This is a genomic window from Vibrio sp. Isolate25, from assembly GCF_022398025.1.
Taxonomy (GTDB): Bacteria; Pseudomonadota; Gammaproteobacteria; order Enterobacterales; family Vibrionaceae; genus Vibrio; species Vibrio coralliilyticus_A.
This window is the reverse complement of the sequence record NZ_JAKEUT010000014.1, coordinates 15,099-33,523: the sequence shown is the minus strand read 5'-3', so window position 1 is coordinate 33,523 and position 18,425 is coordinate 15,099. Positions and strand designations below refer to the sequence as shown.

Annotated in this window: 18 protein-coding genes; 6 read left to right on the top strand and 12 right to left on the bottom strand. The window is 47.5% G+C overall.

Annotated features, from left to right (window positions below; genetic code table 11):
- Positions 1-26: 26 nt before the first annotated feature.
- Positions 27-275: a sulfurtransferase TusA gene (gene tusA, locus L1D15_RS18500; RefSeq protein ID WP_038514221.1), complete on the bottom strand. Its 249-nt coding sequence runs from the start codon at positions 273-275 to the stop codon at positions 27-29.
- A 135-nt stretch (positions 276-410) separates the two neighbouring features.
- Here tusA and L1D15_RS18495 point away from each other — a divergent pair, with 135 nt between their 5' ends.
- On the top strand, positions 411-596 hold the full coding sequence (locus L1D15_RS18495) for a hypothetical protein (protein ID WP_006957487.1): 186 nt from the start codon (positions 411-413) through the stop codon (positions 594-596).
- A 157-nt stretch (positions 597-753) separates the two neighbouring features.
- A complete protein-coding gene (locus tag L1D15_RS18490) occupies positions 754-1,695 on the top strand; it encodes a LysR family transcriptional regulator (protein ID WP_064488914.1) in 942 nt (313 codons plus the stop codon).
- 62 nt (positions 1,696-1,757) lie between these two features.
- On the opposite strand, the gene L1D15_RS18485 is transcribed toward L1D15_RS18490, so the two are convergent.
- The 6 genes from L1D15_RS18485 to ilvG all read right to left on the bottom strand — a co-directional run bounded on the left by L1D15_RS18485 (position 1,758) and on the right by ilvG (position 9,206).
- Complete coding sequence (locus L1D15_RS18485) at positions 1,758-2,738, bottom strand: MDR family oxidoreductase (protein ID WP_239876659.1); 981 nt, start codon at positions 2,736-2,738, stop codon at positions 1,758-1,760.
- Positions 2,739-2,910: 172 nt separating this feature from the next.
- A complete protein-coding gene (ilvA, locus tag L1D15_RS18480) occupies positions 2,911-4,458 on the bottom strand; it encodes a threonine ammonia-lyase, biosynthetic (protein WP_239876658.1) in 1,548 nt (515 codons plus the stop codon).
- Positions 4,459-4,461: 3 nt separating this feature from the next.
- Positions 4,462-6,303: a dihydroxy-acid dehydratase gene (ilvD, locus tag L1D15_RS18475; protein WP_095562061.1), complete on the bottom strand. Its 1,842-nt coding sequence runs from the start codon at positions 6,301-6,303 to the stop codon at positions 4,462-4,464.
- A 13-nt stretch (positions 6,304-6,316) separates the two neighbouring features.
- Complete coding sequence (gene ilvE / locus L1D15_RS18470) at positions 6,317-7,261, bottom strand: branched-chain-amino-acid transaminase (RefSeq protein ID WP_239838825.1); 945 nt, start codon at positions 7,259-7,261, stop codon at positions 6,317-6,319.
- A 12-nt stretch (positions 7,262-7,273) separates the two neighbouring features.
- The gene (gene ilvM, locus L1D15_RS18465) at positions 7,274-7,558 is read right to left on the bottom strand and encodes an acetolactate synthase 2 small subunit (protein ID WP_008075516.1); all 285 of its coding nucleotides are present in this window, start codon (positions 7,556-7,558) and stop codon (positions 7,274-7,276) included.
- A 1-nt stretch (position 7,559) separates the two neighbouring features.
- On the bottom strand, positions 7,560-9,206 hold the full coding sequence (ilvG, locus tag L1D15_RS18460) for an acetolactate synthase 2 catalytic subunit (protein WP_239870876.1): 1,647 nt from the start codon (positions 9,204-9,206) through the stop codon (positions 7,560-7,562).
- Positions 9,207-9,701: 495 nt separating this feature from the next.
- Between ilvG and L1D15_RS18455 the strand changes: the two genes are divergently transcribed.
- Positions 9,702-11,225: a YifB family Mg chelatase-like AAA ATPase gene (locus L1D15_RS18455; RefSeq protein ID WP_239876657.1), complete on the top strand. Its 1,524-nt coding sequence runs from the start codon at positions 9,702-9,704 to the stop codon at positions 11,223-11,225.
- 31 nt (positions 11,226-11,256) lie between these two features.
- On the opposite strand, the gene L1D15_RS18450 is transcribed toward L1D15_RS18455, so the two are convergent.
- The gene (locus L1D15_RS18450; protein ID WP_239876656.1) at positions 11,257-12,243 is read right to left on the bottom strand and encodes a DUF2860 domain-containing protein; all 987 of its coding nucleotides are present in this window, start codon (positions 12,241-12,243) and stop codon (positions 11,257-11,259) included.
- A 170-nt stretch (positions 12,244-12,413) separates the two neighbouring features.
- Between L1D15_RS18450 and L1D15_RS18445 the strand changes: the two genes are divergently transcribed.
- On the top strand, positions 12,414-13,298 hold the full coding sequence (locus L1D15_RS18445) for an acyltransferase (RefSeq protein WP_239876655.1): 885 nt from the start codon (positions 12,414-12,416) through the stop codon (positions 13,296-13,298).
- A gap of 52 nt (positions 13,299-13,350) precedes the next feature.
- Here the strand turns inward: L1D15_RS18445 and L1D15_RS18440 are convergent, their stop codons facing one another.
- The 4 genes from L1D15_RS18440 to L1D15_RS18425 all read right to left on the bottom strand — a co-directional run bounded on the left by L1D15_RS18440 (position 13,351) and on the right by L1D15_RS18425 (position 16,957).
- Positions 13,351-13,953: a thiol:disulfide interchange protein DsbA/DsbL gene (locus L1D15_RS18440; RefSeq protein ID WP_239838830.1), complete on the bottom strand. Its 603-nt coding sequence runs from the start codon at positions 13,951-13,953 to the stop codon at positions 13,351-13,353.
- A 30-nt stretch (positions 13,954-13,983) separates the two neighbouring features.
- Complete coding sequence (locus L1D15_RS18435; RefSeq protein WP_239876654.1) at positions 13,984-14,970, bottom strand: serine/threonine protein kinase; 987 nt, start codon at positions 14,968-14,970, stop codon at positions 13,984-13,986.
- A gap of 53 nt (positions 14,971-15,023) precedes the next feature.
- On the bottom strand, positions 15,024-16,442 hold the full coding sequence (ccoG, locus tag L1D15_RS18430; RefSeq protein ID WP_239870763.1) for a cytochrome c oxidase accessory protein CcoG: 1,419 nt from the start codon (positions 16,440-16,442) through the stop codon (positions 15,024-15,026).
- Between the two features lie 248 nt (positions 16,443-16,690).
- Positions 16,691-16,957 (bottom strand): YihD family protein, encoded by a 267-nt coding sequence (locus L1D15_RS18425; RefSeq protein ID WP_239870760.1) that lies wholly within the window; start codon positions 16,955-16,957, stop codon positions 16,691-16,693.
- A gap of 110 nt (positions 16,958-17,067) precedes the next feature.
- Here L1D15_RS18425 and L1D15_RS18420 point away from each other — a divergent pair, with 110 nt between their 5' ends.
- Together L1D15_RS18420 and L1D15_RS18415 are read left to right on the top strand one after the other, a co-directional pair.
- A complete protein-coding gene (locus tag L1D15_RS18420) occupies positions 17,068-17,262 on the top strand; it encodes a hypothetical protein (RefSeq protein ID WP_239838847.1) in 195 nt (64 codons plus the stop codon).
- A gap of 305 nt (positions 17,263-17,567) precedes the next feature.
- Positions 17,568-18,365, top strand: coding sequence for a sporulation protein (locus L1D15_RS18415; RefSeq protein ID WP_239876653.1), 798 nt, complete (start codon positions 17,568-17,570; stop codon positions 18,363-18,365).
- Positions 18,366-18,425 lie beyond the last annotated feature (60 nt).

Below are 18,425 nucleotides of genomic sequence, written 5' to 3'. Positions count from 1 at the left end.
TCATTTCAATTAGTTTAGCGTTAACGCTAATCCATTCCTTTCTTGATCAGATACTGATAAGGCAGCTCTTCAGTTTGAGCCGCAATCAGCTGGTGATCCATAAAGCGGCAGAAGCTCGGAATGTCACGTGTGGTGGATGGGTCATCGGCTTTTACTAGCAGAATCTCACCCTCTTGCATGTTACGGATTGTCTTCCTGACCATCATCACGGGCTCTGGGCAGCGCAGTCCTTCTGCCTCTAAAGTTTGGGTCGCCTGTTCTGAATTGATTGTCATGGTCATATCTTTGGTTACCTCAATAGGGGGTAGATAATACTGGTGAAGAAAAAATATTCAATAACCCCTTGGCAAAGCGATCAAATTGTTTTAACTTAGTTAACAAGTTGGTAACATTTAAAACAAGGAGCGCTTATGTTGACAGCTTTAGATCGTCTAACAATCTATTCCGTGCTGTGCTTTATTTCTTTTTGCGCACTTGTTTTACGTACACCAGCAGAATCGTCGTTTATGCCTTTGCTCGGCATGGTTGCGACGGTTGTAGGGATTTGGCTCGAGATGCATCGCTGGCCGAGCGCATCTGAAGAGCAAGAAAATTGATGGTTGAACTTCCAACAACCATTCTCAATTGTAACTACGCTCAATTACATTCCGACACTATCCCCATTTTTCTTGGGCTTCCCCGCTGAAAGGCGGGATTTTTTTTATCTAAAGAGTACAATTCAATAAATATACCCTTCATTTTAAGTGGCTATTTGTGGAATTAGAAGACATCTATCGCCGTGATCTGAATTTGCTGGTGGCGTTGCGGGTTTTAATCGAAGAATGCAGTGTCAGTAAGGCAGCACATCGGCTTAATCTTAGCCAGTCTGCGATGAGCCGAGTGTTAGGTCGGCTGCGTGATATGCTGGGTGACCCTTTGTTTACGCGTCAGGGTCAGCATCTGATTCCAACCGAAAAAGCGCTCGAGGTCGACAAAGCACTGGGAGAGCCACTGGAGTCGCTGCGCCAGGTGTTGTCACCGATGCAAACTGAACCGCAAAGCTTTGAGAACACCTTCAATATCGCGACCACTGATTATGCGATGCAGACTATTCTGCCCTTTGCTTTGCCGCGTATTTATCAGGAAGCGCCCAATGTGTCGATTAATTTTCTACCTCTGCAACATGACCGATTAGCTGATCAGTTGACGTATGAGGGGGCGGATTTAGCCATATGCCGACCTATTGGCCCAGTAGAGCCACTGCGCAGTGAAATTCTTGGGCGTGTAGGGGTTTTATGTCTCTTATCTAAACAGCACCCGTTGGCCAACACTTCACTCAGTTTGAAGGATTACCTTACCTATCCACATGCGATGATTGCTATCAGTGATGGCGTCAAAGCGTTAATTGAGCAGGCTCTGGTCGATCAGCCAAAACGAAAAATGGTGCTGCGGGCTTATCATCTGGAAGCTGCATTGGCCATAGTGGATACCATGCCGCTGATCATTACGGTGCCAGCGGACTTAGCTTATCTGGTCGCAGAGCGTTACGACTTGGCGGTTAAACCTTTGCCGTTTCAGTTCACGCCATTTGATTATTCGATGATCTGGCATGCACGTTGTGAGCACTCACCAGCACAGGAATGGCTACGATCTGTGGTGAGAGAAGAGTGCAGCCGCTTGATCGCCAAACGTATCGCAGACATGGGATTGGATTAACACTATTTCCATTGATACAAAAAGAGCCAGCAATGCTGGCTCTTTTATTTTGAATCTTAGAATTACAGCTTAATCACAACGCGACCTGTTACTTGGCCGTTAGTAATATCTTCTGCGTACTTTGGTGCATCGGCAAGAGCTACTTCAGTACAGGCTTGCTCAAAGTAGCTGTCAGGTAGTAGCTCAACCAGCTTTTCCCAAGCGGCGATACGCTTCTCTGTTGGGCACATCACTGAGTCTACGCCTTGCAGGCGAACATTACGCAGAATAAAAGGCATCACGGTTGTTGGTAGGTCAAAGCCACCAGCTAGACCACATGCTGCTACCGCGCTGTTGTAATCCATTTGAGCCAGTACTTTAGCCAGTACTTTACTGCCCACGGTATCAACGGCGCCTGCCCACACTTGCTTTTCAAGTGGGCGTGCTGGCTCTTCAAACTCAACGCGGTCGATAATGCGACTTGCACCTAGTTTCTCAAGTAGTGGGCCATTTTGCTCAACACGACCTGTTACCGCCGCCACTTTGTAGCCGAGCGTTGCCAATAACGTTACTGCTACTGAACCCACACCACCACTGGCACCTGTGACCAGAATTTCACCTGACTCAGGTTTGACACCAGCGTCGATCAGCGCTTGAACACACAGCATGGCAGTAAAGCCAGCGGTGCCAACCATCATGGCCTTTTTGCTGTCGATCCCTTTTGGCAGTGGTACCAACCAGTCTGCTTTTAGGCGCGCGCGTTGAGCCATACCACCCCAGTGATTCTCGCCGACACCCCAGCCAGTTAATACGACTTTATCGCCGACTTGGTAACGTTCATCATCTGAGTGAGCAACGGTGCCTGCCATATCGATGCCCGGTACCATAGGGAAGTTGCGGATGATCTTACCTTTGCCAGTGATCGCCAGACCATCTTTGTAGTTGAGTGATGAGTAATCGACATCGATTAGTACGTCGCCTTGTGGCAATTGTGCTTCGTCGATTTGTTCTACAGAGGCGATGGTGCGTTTTTCTTCTTGGTTTAGAATCAGTGCGTTAAACATAGATGGTCTCCACTACGCGGTAGCAAACATTTAAAAACTGATATTGAGTGTAGACTGAAAGTCACTATGACTAAAATGAAACTTTAGCATTATATACATGCATACAGTGCATTGCGGAAAGCCGTATTGGGCAGTAAAGAAAAAGCCAGTCATGTGACTGGCTTTTTGATGATTAAGAAAGGAAAAACTTATACGACGGGTTGTCGGTTTCGTCTTTGCATTGATAGCCCAGCTCTCGTAAATGAGCGGAAAAGCGCGATAAATCGGCTTCATCCAGTTCAAAACCACACAATACTCGACCATAGTCGGCACCATGATTGCGATAGTTGAACAGACTGATGTTCCAATGTGTACCTAATGTGCTGAGGAATTTCAGCAATGCACCTGGATACTCTGGGAATTCAAAGCTATATAGGCGCTCTTTCAGCTGCTTCGATGGTTTACCACCAATCATGTAACGAATGTGCAGTTTTGCCATTTCGTCGTCTGACAGGTCGATCACAGGGTAGCCACCTTCACGCAGATCGTGAATGATGTGTTCCAGCTCTTCCTGCCCACCTTGTAGACGGACACCAACAAAAATGTTGGCCAGATCGTCATCGTTGTAGCGGTAGTTGAACTCAGTGACCGCTCGGCCGCCAATCAGGTTACAGAACTCAAAGAAAGCGCCTTGGCGTTCTGGAATCGTGACTGCCAGCAGGCCTTCACGTTTTTCACCCAGTTCACAACGCTCAGAGACGTAGCGCAGACCGTGGAAGTTTGTGTTCGCACCCGACAGAACAGTACCTAGGTTGCTGTTCTTAAGCTCGTTTTGCTCAGCGTACTTCTTCAACCCTGCTAACGCTAATGCGCCAGAAGGCTCTGCGATAGCGCGCGTATCTTCAAAGATGTCTTTGACTGCGGCGCAAATCTCATCGCTGGAAACGGTAATGTGCCCATCGAGGTATTTTTGACACAAGCGGAAGGTTTCTTCACCGATGCGCTTTACCGCGACGCCGTCAGCAAACATGCTGACCTGGTCGAGTACGACGGGCTCACCAGCGTCCAATGCTGCTTTAAGACATGCAGAATCTTCAGGCTCAACTGCAATAACTTTGATTTCTGGCATCAGCTGTTTGACCAACACCGCCACACCCGCTGCTAAACCACCGCCACCAACTGGGACGAAGATATGATCGAGATGACCATTTTGTTGCAGCATCTCCATACCAATGGTGCCTTGGCCCGCGATCACTAATGGGTGATCAAAAGGAGGCACAAACGTATAGCCATGTTGTTCAGATAAACGCTCGGCTTCGGCTTTGGCTTCATCAAAGTTATTGCCGTGCAGTACCACGTGACCGCCAAAACCACGAACCGCTTCGACCTTAATGTCAGGTGTGGTTTTTGGCATCACAATCGTGGTTTTGATACCAAGCTTAGTGCCGGAAAGCGCCATACCTTGTGCATGGTTACCCGCTGAGGCGGCAATCACGCCAGCAGCCTTCTGCGCTTCAGACAAACTGGCAACCATATTGTAGGCGCCACGTAGTTTGAACGAATGAACTGGCTGGCGGTCTTCGCGCTTGATTTGCACCTTGTTGCCAATCCGTTCACTCAGGCGTGGCATTTCCTGCAGAGGCGTTACTGTTGCTGCTTCATAAACCGGAGCTCTTAAGATATGGCGCAGATAGTCTGCGCCAGTCTGATGAGCTTTCCCTGAAAAGAGAGAATCAGACATAAGCTAGCCCTCTAGCTTAGATTTGTCTCGCACTGCCCCTTTGTCAGCACTGGTTGCCATACTTGCGTACGCTTTGAGTGCAAAAGAAACTTCACGTTGACGATCGACTGGTTTCCAGCCCAGTTCATCTTGCTTTGCACGGCGCTCAGCAAGTTCCTGCTCTGAGACTTCTAGAGAAATAGAACGGTTTGGAATATCAATTGCGATCATATCGCCTTGTTTCACCAGACCAATCGCGCCACCATTCGCCGCTTCAGGTGAAGCATGACCAATGGACAGGCCAGACGTACCGCCAGAGAAGCGACCATCTGTCAGCAGTGCACACTCTTTACCAAGCCCCATTGATTTCAGGTAAGTGGTTGGATAAAGCATTTCCTGCATGCCTGGGCCCCCTTTAGGACCTTCATAGCGGATGACAACCACATCACCTGCTTTTACTTTGCCGCCTAAGATGCCTTCAACGGCGTCTTCCTGGCTTTCAAACACTACAGCAGGGCCAGTGAATTTATGGATGCTCTCATCAACGCCAGCAGTTTTCACAATACAGCCATCAAGAGCGATGTTGCCCGATAGAACGGCTAGGCCACCTTCTTGAGAGAACGCGTGATCGATTGAACGGATACAACCATCAGCGCGGTCATCATCAAGGCGCTCCCAACGACAATCTTGTGAGAACGCTTTGGTAGTACGAATGCCTGCAGGGCCTGCGCGGAAGAACTTCAATACATCGGCATCTTCCGTTTGGATGATGTCGTATTGCGCTAGCTGCTCTTTCATTGAAAGGCCGAGTACGGTGCGCGCATCGTTGTGAAGCAAACCTGCGCGGTCTAGCTCACCGAGGATAGCCATAACACCACCCGCGCGGTGTACGTCTTCCATGTGATATTTCTGAGTAGATGGCGCCACTTTACATAGGTGAGGTACTTTGCGAGATAAGCGATCGATATCTTCCATATCGAAGTCAATCTCACCTTCTTGCGCAGCAGCGAGCAGGTGAAGAATGGTATTAGTTGAGCCGCCCATCGCAATATCAAGCGCCATTGCGTTTTCGAATGCATCAAAAGTGGCGATATTGCGCGGCAGTGCAGATTCATCATCTTGCTCGTAGTAACGGCGTGTCAGTTCAACGATACGTTTACCAGCGTTGATAAATAGTTCTTCGCGGTCTGCGTGTGTCGCTAGCATTGAACCGTTACCTGGCTGAGAAAGACCAAGCGCTTCAGTCAGGCAGTTCATAGAGTTGGCTGTGAACATACCTGAACATGAACCACATGTCGGACACGCGCTGCGTTCGATCTGTTCACTTTGCTCATCTGAAACTTTCGGGTCTGCACCTTGGATCATCGCATCAACCAAGTCTAGCTTGATTATTTGGTCAGAAAGCTTAGTTTTACCCGCTTCCATTGGACCACCAGATACAAAGATTACTGGGATGTTAAGGCGCATTGACGCCATCAGCATTCCCGGAGTGATTTTGTCACAGTTGGAGATACATACCATGGCATCAGCACAGTGAGCATTCACCATGTACTCTACTGAGTCAGCGATAAGCTCACGAGATGGCAGTGAATAAAGCATACCGCCGTGGCCCATTGCGATACCATCGTCGACCGCGATGGTGTTGAATTCTTTGGCGATACCGCCTGCTTTTTCGATTTCACCGGCGACCAGTTGGCCCATATCTTTAAGGTGAACGTGGCCCGGTACAAACTGAGTGAATGAGTTCACGACTGCGATGATTGGCTTACCAAAATCTTCATCTTTTACGCCAGTTGCACGCCACAGTGCACGAGCACCCGCCATGTTACGACCGTGAGTGGTGGTTGCTGATCTGTATTTAGGCATCTTACTACTTCCTTTATTTTGCCGCGTCTGCTGGGTAAACGTAATCTAACCAGCCCCACTTATCTTCAGTGGTGCCGTTGAATAGTCCAAAGTAAGCTTCTTGCAGCTCTTTGGTGATAGGGCCGCGTTTACCGCTGCCTACGTCAATTTTATCTATGGTTGCAACAGGAACGACCTCTGCTGCAGTACCTGTCATAAACACTTCGTCTGCCAGGTAAAGTGCTTCACGAGCAATATTTGCTTCGCGTACTTGGTAACCTTTGTCACGAGCGATCGTCATGATCGAATCACGAGTGATGCCCGGAAGGATGGCGCTGGTTGCTGGTGGTGTGGTGATCACTCCATCTTTAATCACAAAGATGTTCTCACCTGCGCCTTCAGACAAATAACCATCAACACTTAATGCAATACCTTCATCGTAGCCATGACGACGTGCTTCACCGCCAACCAGCAATGAAGATAGGTAGTTACCGCCAGCTTTCGCTGCGGTTGGAATGGTGTTTGGCGCTGCGCGGTTCCAGCTGGAAATCATCGCATCGACCCCTTTCTCCAAGGCTTCTTCACCTAGGTAAGAGCCCCATGGGAAAGCGGCGATGATTAGGTCCATTTCGGTGCCCTGCGGTGGACATACACCGAGGCCAACATTGCCGACAAAACCTAGCGGACGAATATAAGCGCTATCGAGTTTGTTCTCGCGCAGTGTTTCGCGCGTCGCTTCCATGATTTCATCCACAGAGTAAGGGATAGGGAAACGGTAGATTTTGGCGGAATCTTTGAGTCTTTTTGCATGCTCACGGTGGCGGAAGATAATTGGTCCTTTAGGCGTGTTGTAGCAGCGCACACCTTCAAACACTGAAGTACCGTAGTGCATCGCATGAGTCAGTACATGAACATTCGCTTCTTCCCAAGGTACTAGCTTGCCATTAAACCAAATATAATCTGCTGTTTTAGTAGCCATTGTTGCCTTCCTTTATGCACAAATTTTTTGTTGTAGGTTGTTATTCGGTAGTTCGTCGCGGGCGATTTGTGTTACCTCAACCGTGCGCACATCCCAGAGCTTTTCAATCTGATTGGTCAGGAAGGAGATTGGACGATCGCTGTCGACAATGATCTCTACACTGGCAATTTTACTCTCATGGTTTTGCGTGCCTGCAACTTGCTTAACAATGAAACCACGGTGGCGAACCACACGAAGAACACGCTCTAGCAGTACAGGTTTGTCGTCTGCTTTAATATCGATTAGATATCTTTCCATCTTAAGTGTTCTCCAGCATGTCATTGTTAGAAGCACCAGGCGGTACCAGTGGCCACACGTTTTCTTCTTCGTCGATCAGTACGTGAAGTAAGTAAGAAGTCTTACTCTCCAGCATTTCTTGAATCGCCGGCTCGACTTCTTCTTTTCTTGTGATCGTTTTTCCAGGGATATCAAACGCCTTCGCTAGGGTGATGAAATCCGGGTTGTCATCCAAAATAGTTTCACTGTGGCGGCCATCGAAGAACAGTGACTGCCATTGACGTACCATACCTAAGCGCTGGTTATTTAATAGAACGATTTTGACCGGAATTTGGCGACGCTTTAGTGTGCCCAGTTCCTGAATGTTCATCATGAAAGAACCGTCACCTGTAATAAGGATAGACTGATCATCTGGGCGTGCGACTGCAGCCCCCATCGCGGCAGGAAGACCAAAGCCCATAGTGCCGAGGCCAGCCGAGGTTATGAAGTTTTGTGGATCACGTGGTTGGATATGCTGTGCGGCCCACATCTGGTGCTGTCCGACATCGGTTGAAACCATTGAGCTGTCAGGCATCATATCAGACAGTTGCTTCAGTAAGCCTGGGGCGAAAATCAGATCACCCGGGTGATCATAACGCCACTTAAAACCGCTGCGTAGGCTTTCACTGTGTTTGACCCAAGGTGTGATGTCTTGTGTTAGTTCTAACTGAGGAAGAAGGGTATTGATATCACCGCGCAGTGGCGCATGGGCGTGACGCAGCTTGTTGATCTCAGCGGCATCGATATCGATATGGATAACGCGAGCGTGAGGGGCGAACGTTTCCAATTTACCTGTGACTCGGTCATCGAATCGCGCGCCAACCGCAATCAACAGGTCACATTCTTGAACGACTAGGTTCGCGGCTTTGGTGCCGTGCATACCCAGCATGCCAAGGTAATGTGGGTCGTGACGTTCGATAGTACCTAAGCCTTTCAGGGTGCTGACCGAAGGCATTGGGTTTAAACGTAAGAATTCGCGAACGGCTTTTGTGGCTTTACCCAGTTGTACACCGCCACCAACATAAAATACTGGGCGGGTACTTTGTGAAAGAAGCTCCTGAGCGGCAGAAACGGCTTCTGCTTGAGGAACGGGAAGCGCTGGCGGCGTGAATGGAGGCAAAACGTCAACCGGTGCCTGAGCCAGCTGAACATCTTTAGCGATGTCGACAATCACAGGTCCTGGTCGGCCTGTTTTAGCGACTTCAAACGCTTCGGCTAATGTTGGGGCAAGGTCTTCAATTTCTGTTACTAGGTAGCTGTGCTTGGTACAGGATAGTGACATTCCTATCACGTCCATTTCCTGAAAAGCGTCTGTTCCGATGTGGGAACTGGCGACCTGGCCTGTGATTGCCACCATTGGGATCGAATCCATAAACGCATCGGCCAAACCGGTTACTAGGTTAGTGGCACCGGGACCGGATGTCGCCATACAGACTGCGACATCTTGAGTCGCGCGTGCCATACCGATAGCGGCCATCGCTGCACCTTGTTCGTGACGGCAGAGGATGTGCTCGACGCCACCGTCATACAGCGCGTCATAAATTGGCATGATGGCACCGCCTGGATAGCCGAATACGGTTTTGATGCCCTGTTGTTTTAATGCGGCTACGACTAATTCAGCACCTGTCATCGTAAGCCTCCTTGACTACCTAAGTAGTAATGTTGTGTTGTGCACGTCATGTGCGCTCCCATTCTTCCTGCCCGCTCGCGGCTGAGCTTTTTATTTTGTGTCTACCTGACTTTGTCAGTGTTTATTTTTTCGCTGATTCTCAGCGTTTAAGTTGAAAAAAACCCCCGGACTTCTCAGTGCGGGGGTTTTTTTGAATTTGGTGTTTATTTTTCGCCCACCAGCCCCCGCGCGGAATCAATAATGACCACGATAATCAGGACAATCAGTGCGTTAATGCGGGCGTTAAAATTCATATTCTTTTTATGTTGTGCTTACGTAATATGGTACGAAATTGTTTGCGTCACTAGTGGTAACATAGAATTCCGTTACATGACAAGCAAAAAGTCATTCTTTTTTCACATTCTCTCATCATCTCCCCAAGCTATATAACAAGATTGTTAAAAAGTTGACGTGTTATCAAACAGATAAATATTAAGTGGCCATGTGGGAGAATTTATGGGCTTAGCCATTATTTACAGTCGGGCATCAGTTGGGGTTGAAGCGCCCCCGGTGACGGTGGAGGTGCATATCAGTAATGGCATGCCGGGTTTCACTCTGGTGGGATTACCGGAAACCACCGTCAAAGAATCACGCGACCGAGTGCGCAGCGCGATCATTAACTCTCGGTTTGAATTTCCGGCTAAGCGCATCACGGTCAATCTTGCTCCTGCTGATCTGCCCAAGGAAGGAGGCCGATTTGATCTGCCGATAGCACTTGGCATTCTTGCCGCTTCAGAGCAGATCCCAATAGATAAATTGGCGGAAAAAGAATTTGTTGGTGAGCTAGCGCTGTCGGGTGAGCTGCGCGGAGTTAAGGGGGTATTGCCTGCGGCGCTCGCAGCCAACAAAGCACAGCGAAGCTTGGTCGTGCCGCATTACAATGGAGATCAAGCTGCCTTAGTGGGCGAAGAACAGCATAAATCTGCTCATAGCTTGCTGGAAGTGTGTGCTGATCTTTGTGGCCAACAAAAACTCAGCCTGCACCAAACGCAAAACCTGCATCGAGCGGTGGAGAATGGCCGTGATTTACAGGACATCATTGGTCAGCAGCAAGGCAAGCGAGCGTTGGAAATTGCTGCGGCAGGGAACCATAACTTGTTGTTTTTGGGGCCGCCCGGGACGGGGAAAACCATGCTTGCCTCGCGCTTGTGCGATTTATTACCAGAAATGAGTGACGATGAAGCAATGGAAACGGCGTCCGTGGCGTCATTGACTCAACAAGAGATTAATGCACTCAATTGGAAGCAGCGCCCCTTTCGTGCCCCACATCATTCAAGCTCTATGGCTGCTTTAGTGGGCGGAGGATCGATTCCAAGACCGGGTGAAATTTCTTTGGCACACAATGGCTTACTTTTTCTTGATGAAATGCCAGAGTTCGAACGTAAAGTACTCGATTCGCTGCGTGAGCCATTGGAGTCTGGAGAGATCATCATTTCTCGCGCTCAGGGTAAAACTCGTTTTCCTGCTCGTTTCCAGCTGGTAGGGGCTCTCAACCCTAGCCCAACGGGCTACTACGAAGGTAGTCAGTCGAGAGTCAATCCACAAACCATTTTACGTTATCTGAGTCGACTATCTGGTCCTTTATTGGACCGCTTTGACATGTCTTTAGAAATTCCCGCTCTACCTAAAGGAACGTTAGCCGAAGGCGGTGATCGGGGAGAGCCAACGGCTGTCGTCAAGCAGAGAGTGCTTAAAGCTCGGGCTTGTATGCTGAAACGTTCGAATAAGGTTAATGCGTTGCTAGGTAGCCGTGAAATTGAAAACTATTGCCCACTTCAAAAGGAAGACGCACAGTTTCTAGAAACTGCTTTGCATCGGCTTGGGCTATCGATACGGGCCTACCATAGAATTATAAAAGTCGCGCGCACTATTGCGGACTTAGATGGTCAGTCACAGATTGCTCGGCATCATATTGCTGAAGCCTTAGGTTATCGGGCGATGGATCGCCTGCTTAAACAACTGGCTGCGCAAGCGGTGTAAAAAAGCCCGCATAAGCGGGCTATCTCTGTATTTAGAACTGGTAGCTCATCCCCACAGAGACTAGATACTGATCTTCATCGTAGAAGTCGATGTTGGCGTCCGTTTTGGAATAGCCAGCTAGTGATATCAAAGACCAGTTTTTCCAGCCCATAAAGTCTTGATACTCATAGGCCGCGAAGAGGCTAAGTTCATCTTCATCACGTGTTTGACTATAAATTGGGTTTTCCGCATCGTAAGAGCGATTGGTGTATCCAGCCGTTAAGGCTAACTGATGGCGATTCAGAATATGGAAGTAACTTAGCTCACCTCCTATTGAATCTAGAGAGTTAGCATCACCATCGGCATCCGTTGTGATGTAAGTAATCGATGGTTGTAAGAAAGAAGTACGGGTCAGTGGCAGACGGTAGTCACCTTTTAAGTAAATCGATGTCGCATCGCGCTGAAGTGCATTTCGCTCAGTGGTGGTTAATGAAGTATCACTAACGCCAGACTGCTCATCTTCAATATCGCGAGTTGCGTACGCAGTATCGAGACTGAAGTTAGAGCCCATAATGTTTTTGAACTTAAGACGAAATGCGTTCCCTGTCTCGTCTGTTGTTTGACGTTCCTGACCAGTTAAAAATGGATCAGACCAAGTTTCACCCGACATAATGGTTGGCAGGAAAGAGGCATCAATCACCATGCCAGAGGCGAGCTGCTGCTTATAACCCAGTTCTAACGCTAGGGTACCGACTGCAATATCTTCACGGGCCATACCAACGTAAAATTGTTTGTCTAAATTTGTCCCAAAGGTATAGGCGAGATTACCCAATGGCAACACCAAAGAGCCACTGTCCGAAGATGCGGTTTGATTCACATCATTGATGGTTTTGTCGCCATCAGTATTAAAGTTTGAAGTAGTAGAGGCAAATCCAGCGCTGAGTGACACTCCACCACTCAATCCTGCGTGTTCTGATAGCTGGGCCATCGTTGGAAGAGCAACGAGGGACAGAGCTATTAGAGAGAGTTTGGATTTCATTGAGGGTCTCCTTGTTATGAACCTTTTGACATTTAATAAGTGGCTGTCGAACTAATCTGACCATCATTAGAGTGATTCCAATGTGGTTATGGCCTTGTATAATTACACGCTGTTTTATTATTCATAAATGAAACGTTATAAATTCTATCTGGGATCTCATTAAAAGCGTTATGTTTGCATACCTACTCCTTGTTTTGAATGTGGCTTTGGTCATCCTTAACTCAGCTTTCTGTTCACTCGTTATTTGTACCATTGCTTTGATTAAAGTCGTATTACCAACCGGTAAATGGCAAGCAAAAGGCACCGTAATGGCGAATCGAGTAATGTGGTTATGGGCGACCATCAACTCAGGCATTCTTTCTTTATCCAATCATGTTGAGTGGGATGTGGAAGGTGGTGAAAGCCTGAGAAAAGATGGTTGGTATTTACTGATCAGTAATCACTTAAGCTGGACTGATATCGTTGTATTGTGTTGCGTGTTTAAAGACCGCATTCCTATGCCGAAGTTCTTCCTTAAGCAACAATTACTGTACGTCCCATTTATAGGAATGGCGTGTTGGGCGCTGGATATGCCATTTATGCGCCGCTATTCCCGTGATTACTTGATTCGCCATCCAGAAAAAAGGGGGCAAGATTTAGCCACCACGCGTCGCTCTTGTGCCAAGTTCCAACATACACCGACGACCGTGGTGAATTATGTGGAAGGCACACGTTTTACTGAGCAGAAGCAGAAAAAGAGCAAAGCGGGCTATCAGTACTTGTTGCAGCCTAAAACGGGGGGGATTGCTTATACGTTGGCGGCCATGGGCGATCAGTTCGAAAACATTATTGATGTCACGCTAGCGTACCCAGAAAACACCGATAAGCCTTTTCGCGATATGTTGATGGGGCGAATGACCAAGATTGTTGTGCGCACTAAGGTGTTATCTGTTGATGACAGTGTACGTGGAGATTACTTTAATGATAAGCCGTATAAGCGCCAGTTTCAGCAGTGGTTGGGAAAGGTATGGCAGGAAAAAGATGAACTGCTAAAAGAGATTTATCAGGATAAGTAGCGCCTAACTATATAAAAGCAGGGAGCCTTGGCCCCCTGTGATAATCAAAGTATTACTTCTGAGTCAGTAAGTAGTTGACCAGTTCAAAGTATTCATCAATCGTTTCGATACTCTGTGCTTGCACTAGGTACTTGTTATTGACGACTACCGCTGGAACGCCGGAAAGACCACTGTCCTTAAACTGCTTATCGAAGCGACGCACCATAGAGTCGACCGCAAAGCCTTTGAATGCGCCGTCAAATTTCTTCGCTTCAATGCCTTCATCTAAGAAAATCTGGCGTAGCTCTTCGTCATTTTTAGGTGCTTTACGCATGTTGTGGATGCGGTTAAACATCACAGGTACCATTTTGTCTTCCACTTTCAGTGCCACCATGGTCGCGTAGGCTTTGCTCATCGACTCACCCATGCTGCCACCCATGAAAGATACGTGGTTTTTCTGGAACTTAGCGCCTTCTGGTAGCTGAGCTTTCAGTTGCTGGATGATTGGTTCAAAGGTATTACAGTGTGGACAAAAGAAAGAGAAGAACTCGGTTACCGTTGGCTTTTTTGAAGCCTCAAGATCAAGAACTTGATAATGTTCACCTTCTTTGAATTGAGCGGCATGAGCAGAAAGGCTCAGCATAACAGTTGCGACAAGTGCAAACAGCTTTTTCATTATTGACTCCATGTTTGTCATTTTGGCTTCTTACCACTGTGGCATCAGTGAGAGTGGTGGCTCACTCAATGCCGAAATTTGTTCTTTGAAAGCTAATACTTGGCTTTCCCAGTATTTTGGGTCATCGAACCACGGGAAGGCGATAGGAAAAGCAGGATCCTGCCATCTTTTTGCCAACCATGCCATATAATGCACCATACGTAGACCGCGTAAAGGTTCAATTAGTTTCAATTCGTTAGTGTTAAAGTCATTAAATTCCTGATAGGCCTCTAAGATGATGTCCAACTGCATCAGTTTGTCTGCGCGTTCCCCGCTGAGTAGCATCCACAGATCTTGTATTGCTGGGCCATTGCGTGAGTCATCAAGGTCGACAAACATCGGGCCGTCACGCCAGAGAATGTTACCGGGATGACAATCACCATGAAGACGAATAATACTGGCTGAGTCATCCCAGTGCTGTTGTAGTGAGTCAATCAATAAGTCCAGATCATTGAAAAAGGCGTTCTCAAGATGAAATGGAATGAACGATGACTGCTGCAGAATCTTACGTGGTTGATGCAGGTATTCTTCGAGGCTGATAGTAGGTCGGTGCTGAAAGGGAGTTCGAGCGCCGACCTTATGAATTCGACCAAGAAAGCGCCCTACACCTTCGAGCTGTTCTAGGTTGTCTACTTCAAACTGGCGCCCGCCGACACTGGCGAATAAAGCAAATAGGTAGCCCTGATAGCGATGCAGTGTGTGGTTATTAATCTTAATTGGCGGGGCAACAGGAATATCGGCTTCAATCAGTTCCAGTGTAAAGTCGTGCTCTTCTTGGATTTGTTCTGAGCTCCAGCGCTCTGGACGGTAGAACTTCACCACATAGCGTTGGCGCTTTTCATCGGTAAACTGATAAACACGGTTTTCGTAACTGTTGAGTGGCAGAAAACCGGATTCAGCGCGAATGCCGATGCTTTCCAAGGCATACCACATAAAGTCAGGGGTGAGAGCATCAAAGTTAAAGGCTTGCTGGATCATAAATAAAAAGGGCTCATTGCTGAGCCCTTTTCCATATTTTAGGTAGAGTGCCGTTAGAGCTTTTTAATAAAGCGGCTTTCTACTTCAATTGTAAAGTCTTCGCTATCGGACAGTATAAACTGAATTGTCGCAACAGGAGAGCTGAGATTGTCTGGATTGACGCCTAAGCTCATTGGTAGGTTGTATACTTCACCTGGTGATACATGAACGGTTTGTTTACCGTACCAAGAGACATCGGTAAGCCCTTTGACACCTAAGTTATATTCTTGGGTCTGCTGAGTTTTATTGATAATTTTCAGTGTGTAGGTGTTTTCGATTTCACCTGAACCATTTACACGAAACAGCTGGTTGCGATCACGCAGTACGCTTAGGCCTGCTGGGTCGACGGCAGCAATTTGTGCAAAGAAAAGACCTATCATGACTAGCAGCACGGCGCCATAACCAAGGAGCTTTGGTCGCATGACTTTGGTGTGTTTTCCGGATAAACGATGTTCAGTAGTGTAACTGATCAGGCCTTTTTCATAACCCATGCGCTCCATAGTATTGTCACAGGCATCAATACAGGCACCACAGTTGATGCACTCATATTGCAGACCATCACGAATATCGATACCGGTCGGACACACCTGAACACACAAGTTGCAGTCGATACAGTCGCCTAAACCAAGGGCTTTTGGATCGGCTTTGCGTGGGCGAGGTCCACGTGATTCTCCTCGTTTTGTGTCGTAGCCGACGATAAAGGTATCTTTGTCAAACATCGCAGACTGGAAGCGCGCATACGGGCACATGTGCACACACATAATCGAGCGCATCCAACCGGCATTGGCATAGGTACAACCAGCGAAGAAGAGTACCCAGAACACGGGCCAGAAATCTGCGTTCCAGGTGAAGAACCCGAGGACGAGATCTTTGATCGGTACAAAGTAGCCAGTAAAAGTAAAGCCCGTAGCTAGCGCAATAGCCCACCATGCTAGGTGCTTTAACCCTTTGCGCATAGCCAGGTTTGAGGTGAGTTTACCTGAGTCCTGTTTGCGGCGTTTATTGGCACTACCTTCCAGCTTCTCTTCAAACCAGATATACATGAAGGTCCAGACGGTTTGCGGACAGAGATAACCACACCAAACGCGGCCTAAAAATGTGGTGAGAAAGAACAGTCCGAACGCGGAGATCATAAATAGCAGTGCCAGCAAGGTCAGATCTTGCGGGTAAAGGGTGGTACCAAAGAAATTAAACTGCTGATTCGCTAGGTCGAGCAGGATCGCTTGGCGTTCCCCGTAAGGAATCCATGGCACCATCGCAAAGAGGACTAGTAGGAACCAACCCCCATAACGACGTAATTGCTGAAATGTTCCCTTACTCTCGCGTACGTAGATGCGGTTGCTTGGGTTAAACCTATCCCCTGTGTTTTTGTGTGTCTTAGGGTTAAAGGTTTTAGGAGTCACGTCTTTTATTTCAATTTTGTCCTGACTCATTACGCTTCCTTCTTGGGCTAAAGGCGAGATTTCTGAGTGATCTCGCTCTGTCGACTGTGCTCTTTAATATTTTAGTCTTTTCTTATGGACGGCGATTATATACGCAATCTCTTTTTTATTTCTTTAAGGCTATCAACCTTTAAGCACAAAGAGCAGTACAGTTTTATAAATAAATTGCCTAACAGTTTTATCCCTCTTAATGATTTGGATATAAAAAAGCGACCTTGCGGCCGCTGTTTTTAATGGGGTTATTCTATGATCCCGCGTGCTCTTAAGATTGCGGTTTTGAAGTCATCTTCTTGGTCTTTTTTCAGCCCTGGGATCATTTCATCTTTAGCGCTATTACGCATCTTAAGGTGGTAGATCAAAACATCATCAGTAAGGTCTTCCAGTTTGCCTTGGTAGCCAGCTTCTTGAGTTAACTTGACGATAAATTGCAGCAAATTCATTTGCTGATCTTTTTGCCACTCGGGTTCAAGTAACTCTAGTAGCTCTTCAATGCGATGACACTTCATCGGCTTTCTCCACATTTTTTATATTGGTATAGCATTAAAGGTATCAAATCAGGCAGACCAATACCACGGGGTAGGGCTGAAGAGAGGGAAAGGAGAAAAGAAAAAGCGCAGTGGAAACTGCGCTTTGTACCTATGCCGCCTTAGTGACTTTGGCTGGGGTCGATGACATTAACGTCGTCTTTTCCACTAAAGTCATTCCGGGCGCGAGTTTTTTTGTCGCTGGAGTAGTGACAAAGCCACTACGACGACGCATCGCACGATTTGTGTGCGACGTACACCTGACTGCTGTTGGGCGCATTAATTAACCTAACTGCCAGGCACATCCATTGCCGAACTTATGGCCTGATTAGCTATGAGTTATGCTTCATTGCTGAAGGGTGGCTCTTCTGGCTCACGCCAATCCAAGTAGCTAATCAGGAATAATGATATGAATTATGCATATCAGTGATTAGATTAGCACCATCCTATCCATTGATCGATATCTATTCGATCCTGTCTGGCTTCTATCACTACAATTATGTGAGAAGCGTAGTAGCAGTGAGACAGACGTGCAGATTAATATGATACCGTGTGATTATATTGATGGCTGCGTTTTGCCACGGAGGTGTGTATGTCGTTCTTTAAGAAAACCCTCGCAAGTTTTGGTATCGGCTCTGCAAAGGTCGATTCTGTACTACAGCAAGAAGTGTTATATCCAGGTGAAAAGGTCAACGTGACTGTCCATGTCTATGGTGGCTCGACAGCACAGGAAATCGACAATATAGAGATGAAACTCTATTGTCGTTACATCAAAGAAGTACCAGCGAATCAGGGTAGGGATGACCATCATCGTGGTCATATGCGCCGCATGCCAACCAGTTACACTCTGGCTCACTGGACATTACCCTATGCGTTTACCATTGAGCCCGGAGAGAAGCGTGATTTCGAAGTCGAGTTGGATGTGCCATGGAATGCACCGGTCACCATTGGCGACTCTAAAGTATGGCTGGAAACAGGGCTCAATATTGCCCTAGCAAAGGATCCCAGTGACACTGATATTCTTACGGTGCGCCCTGATCCCTTATTAGACGGTATTTTTACGGCTTTGGAAGAGCAGGGGTTGCGTATTCGACAGGTAGAGTGTGAAGCGGTAGAGGGATTTGAGCTGCCTTTTGTTCAGGAGTTTGAGTTTGTTCCGACCACTGGGCCCTTTCATGGTCGTTGGCGCGAATTGGAAATGGTAGCGTATCGCAATAATGATGAGCTTCAGATGTGGTTTGAAATCGATCGTCATCGAGAAGGTGCCAAGGGAATGCTCGCCAGCTTATTAGGTGGTGGCCAGCTAAAACGCCAACTGACGATCTCCGTTCATACACCTGCTGATAAGGCTGGTCAGCAAGTTCTCAAATATCTCGATAGCCACTCTTAACGCAAAGCTAACAATTTGGGCTTACAAGTGTAAGCTGAGTGTGCCATACTTTGGAGTAAA

Excerpts from the sequence above, each read along its gene's own strand:
- tusA (WP_038514221.1), bottom strand. The coding sequence starts at position 275 with ATGACAATCAATTCAGAACAGGCGACCCAAACTTTAGAGGCAGAAGGA.
- L1D15_RS18495 (WP_006957487.1), top strand. The coding sequence starts at position 411 with ATGTTGACAGCTTTAGATCGTCTAACAATCTATTCCGTGCTGTGCTTT.
- L1D15_RS18485 (WP_239876659.1), bottom strand. The coding sequence starts at position 2,738 with ATGTTTAACGCACTGATTCTAAACCAAGAAGAAAAACGCACCATCGCC.
- ilvA (WP_239876658.1), bottom strand. The coding sequence starts at position 4,458 with ATGTCTGATTCTCTCTTTTCAGGGAAAGCTCATCAGACTGGCGCAGAC.
- ilvD (WP_095562061.1), bottom strand. The coding sequence starts at position 6,303 with ATGCCTAAATACAGATCAGCAACCACCACTCACGGTCGTAACATGGCG.
- ilvE (WP_239838825.1), bottom strand. The coding sequence starts at position 7,261 with ATGGCTACTAAAACAGCAGATTATATTTGGTTTAATGGCAAGCTAGTA.
- ilvM (WP_008075516.1), bottom strand. The coding sequence starts at position 7,558 with ATGGAAAGATATCTAATCGATATTAAAGCAGACGACAAACCTGTACTG.
- ilvG (WP_239870876.1), bottom strand. The coding sequence starts at position 9,206 with ATGACAGGTGCTGAATTAGTCGTAGCCGCATTAAAACAACAGGGCATC.
- L1D15_RS18455 (WP_239876657.1), top strand. The coding sequence starts at position 9,702 with ATGGGCTTAGCCATTATTTACAGTCGGGCATCAGTTGGGGTTGAAGCG.
- L1D15_RS18450 (WP_239876656.1), bottom strand. The coding sequence starts at position 12,243 with ATGAAATCCAAACTCTCTCTAATAGCTCTGTCCCTCGTTGCTCTTCCA.
- L1D15_RS18445 (WP_239876655.1), top strand. The coding sequence starts at position 12,414 with ATGTTTGCATACCTACTCCTTGTTTTGAATGTGGCTTTGGTCATCCTT.
- L1D15_RS18440 (WP_239838830.1), bottom strand. The coding sequence starts at position 13,953 with ATGAAAAAGCTGTTTGCACTTGTCGCAACTGTTATGCTGAGCCTTTCT.
- L1D15_RS18435 (WP_239876654.1), bottom strand. The coding sequence starts at position 14,970 with ATGATCCAGCAAGCCTTTAACTTTGATGCTCTCACCCCTGACTTTATG.
- ccoG (WP_239870763.1), bottom strand. The coding sequence starts at position 16,442 with ATGAGTCAGGACAAAATTGAAATAAAAGACGTGACTCCTAAAACCTTT.
- L1D15_RS18425 (WP_239870760.1), bottom strand. The coding sequence starts at position 16,957 with ATGAAGTGTCATCGCATTGAAGAGCTACTAGAGTTACTTGAACCCGAG.
- L1D15_RS18415 (WP_239876653.1), top strand. The coding sequence starts at position 17,568 with ATGTCGTTCTTTAAGAAAACCCTCGCAAGTTTTGGTATCGGCTCTGCA.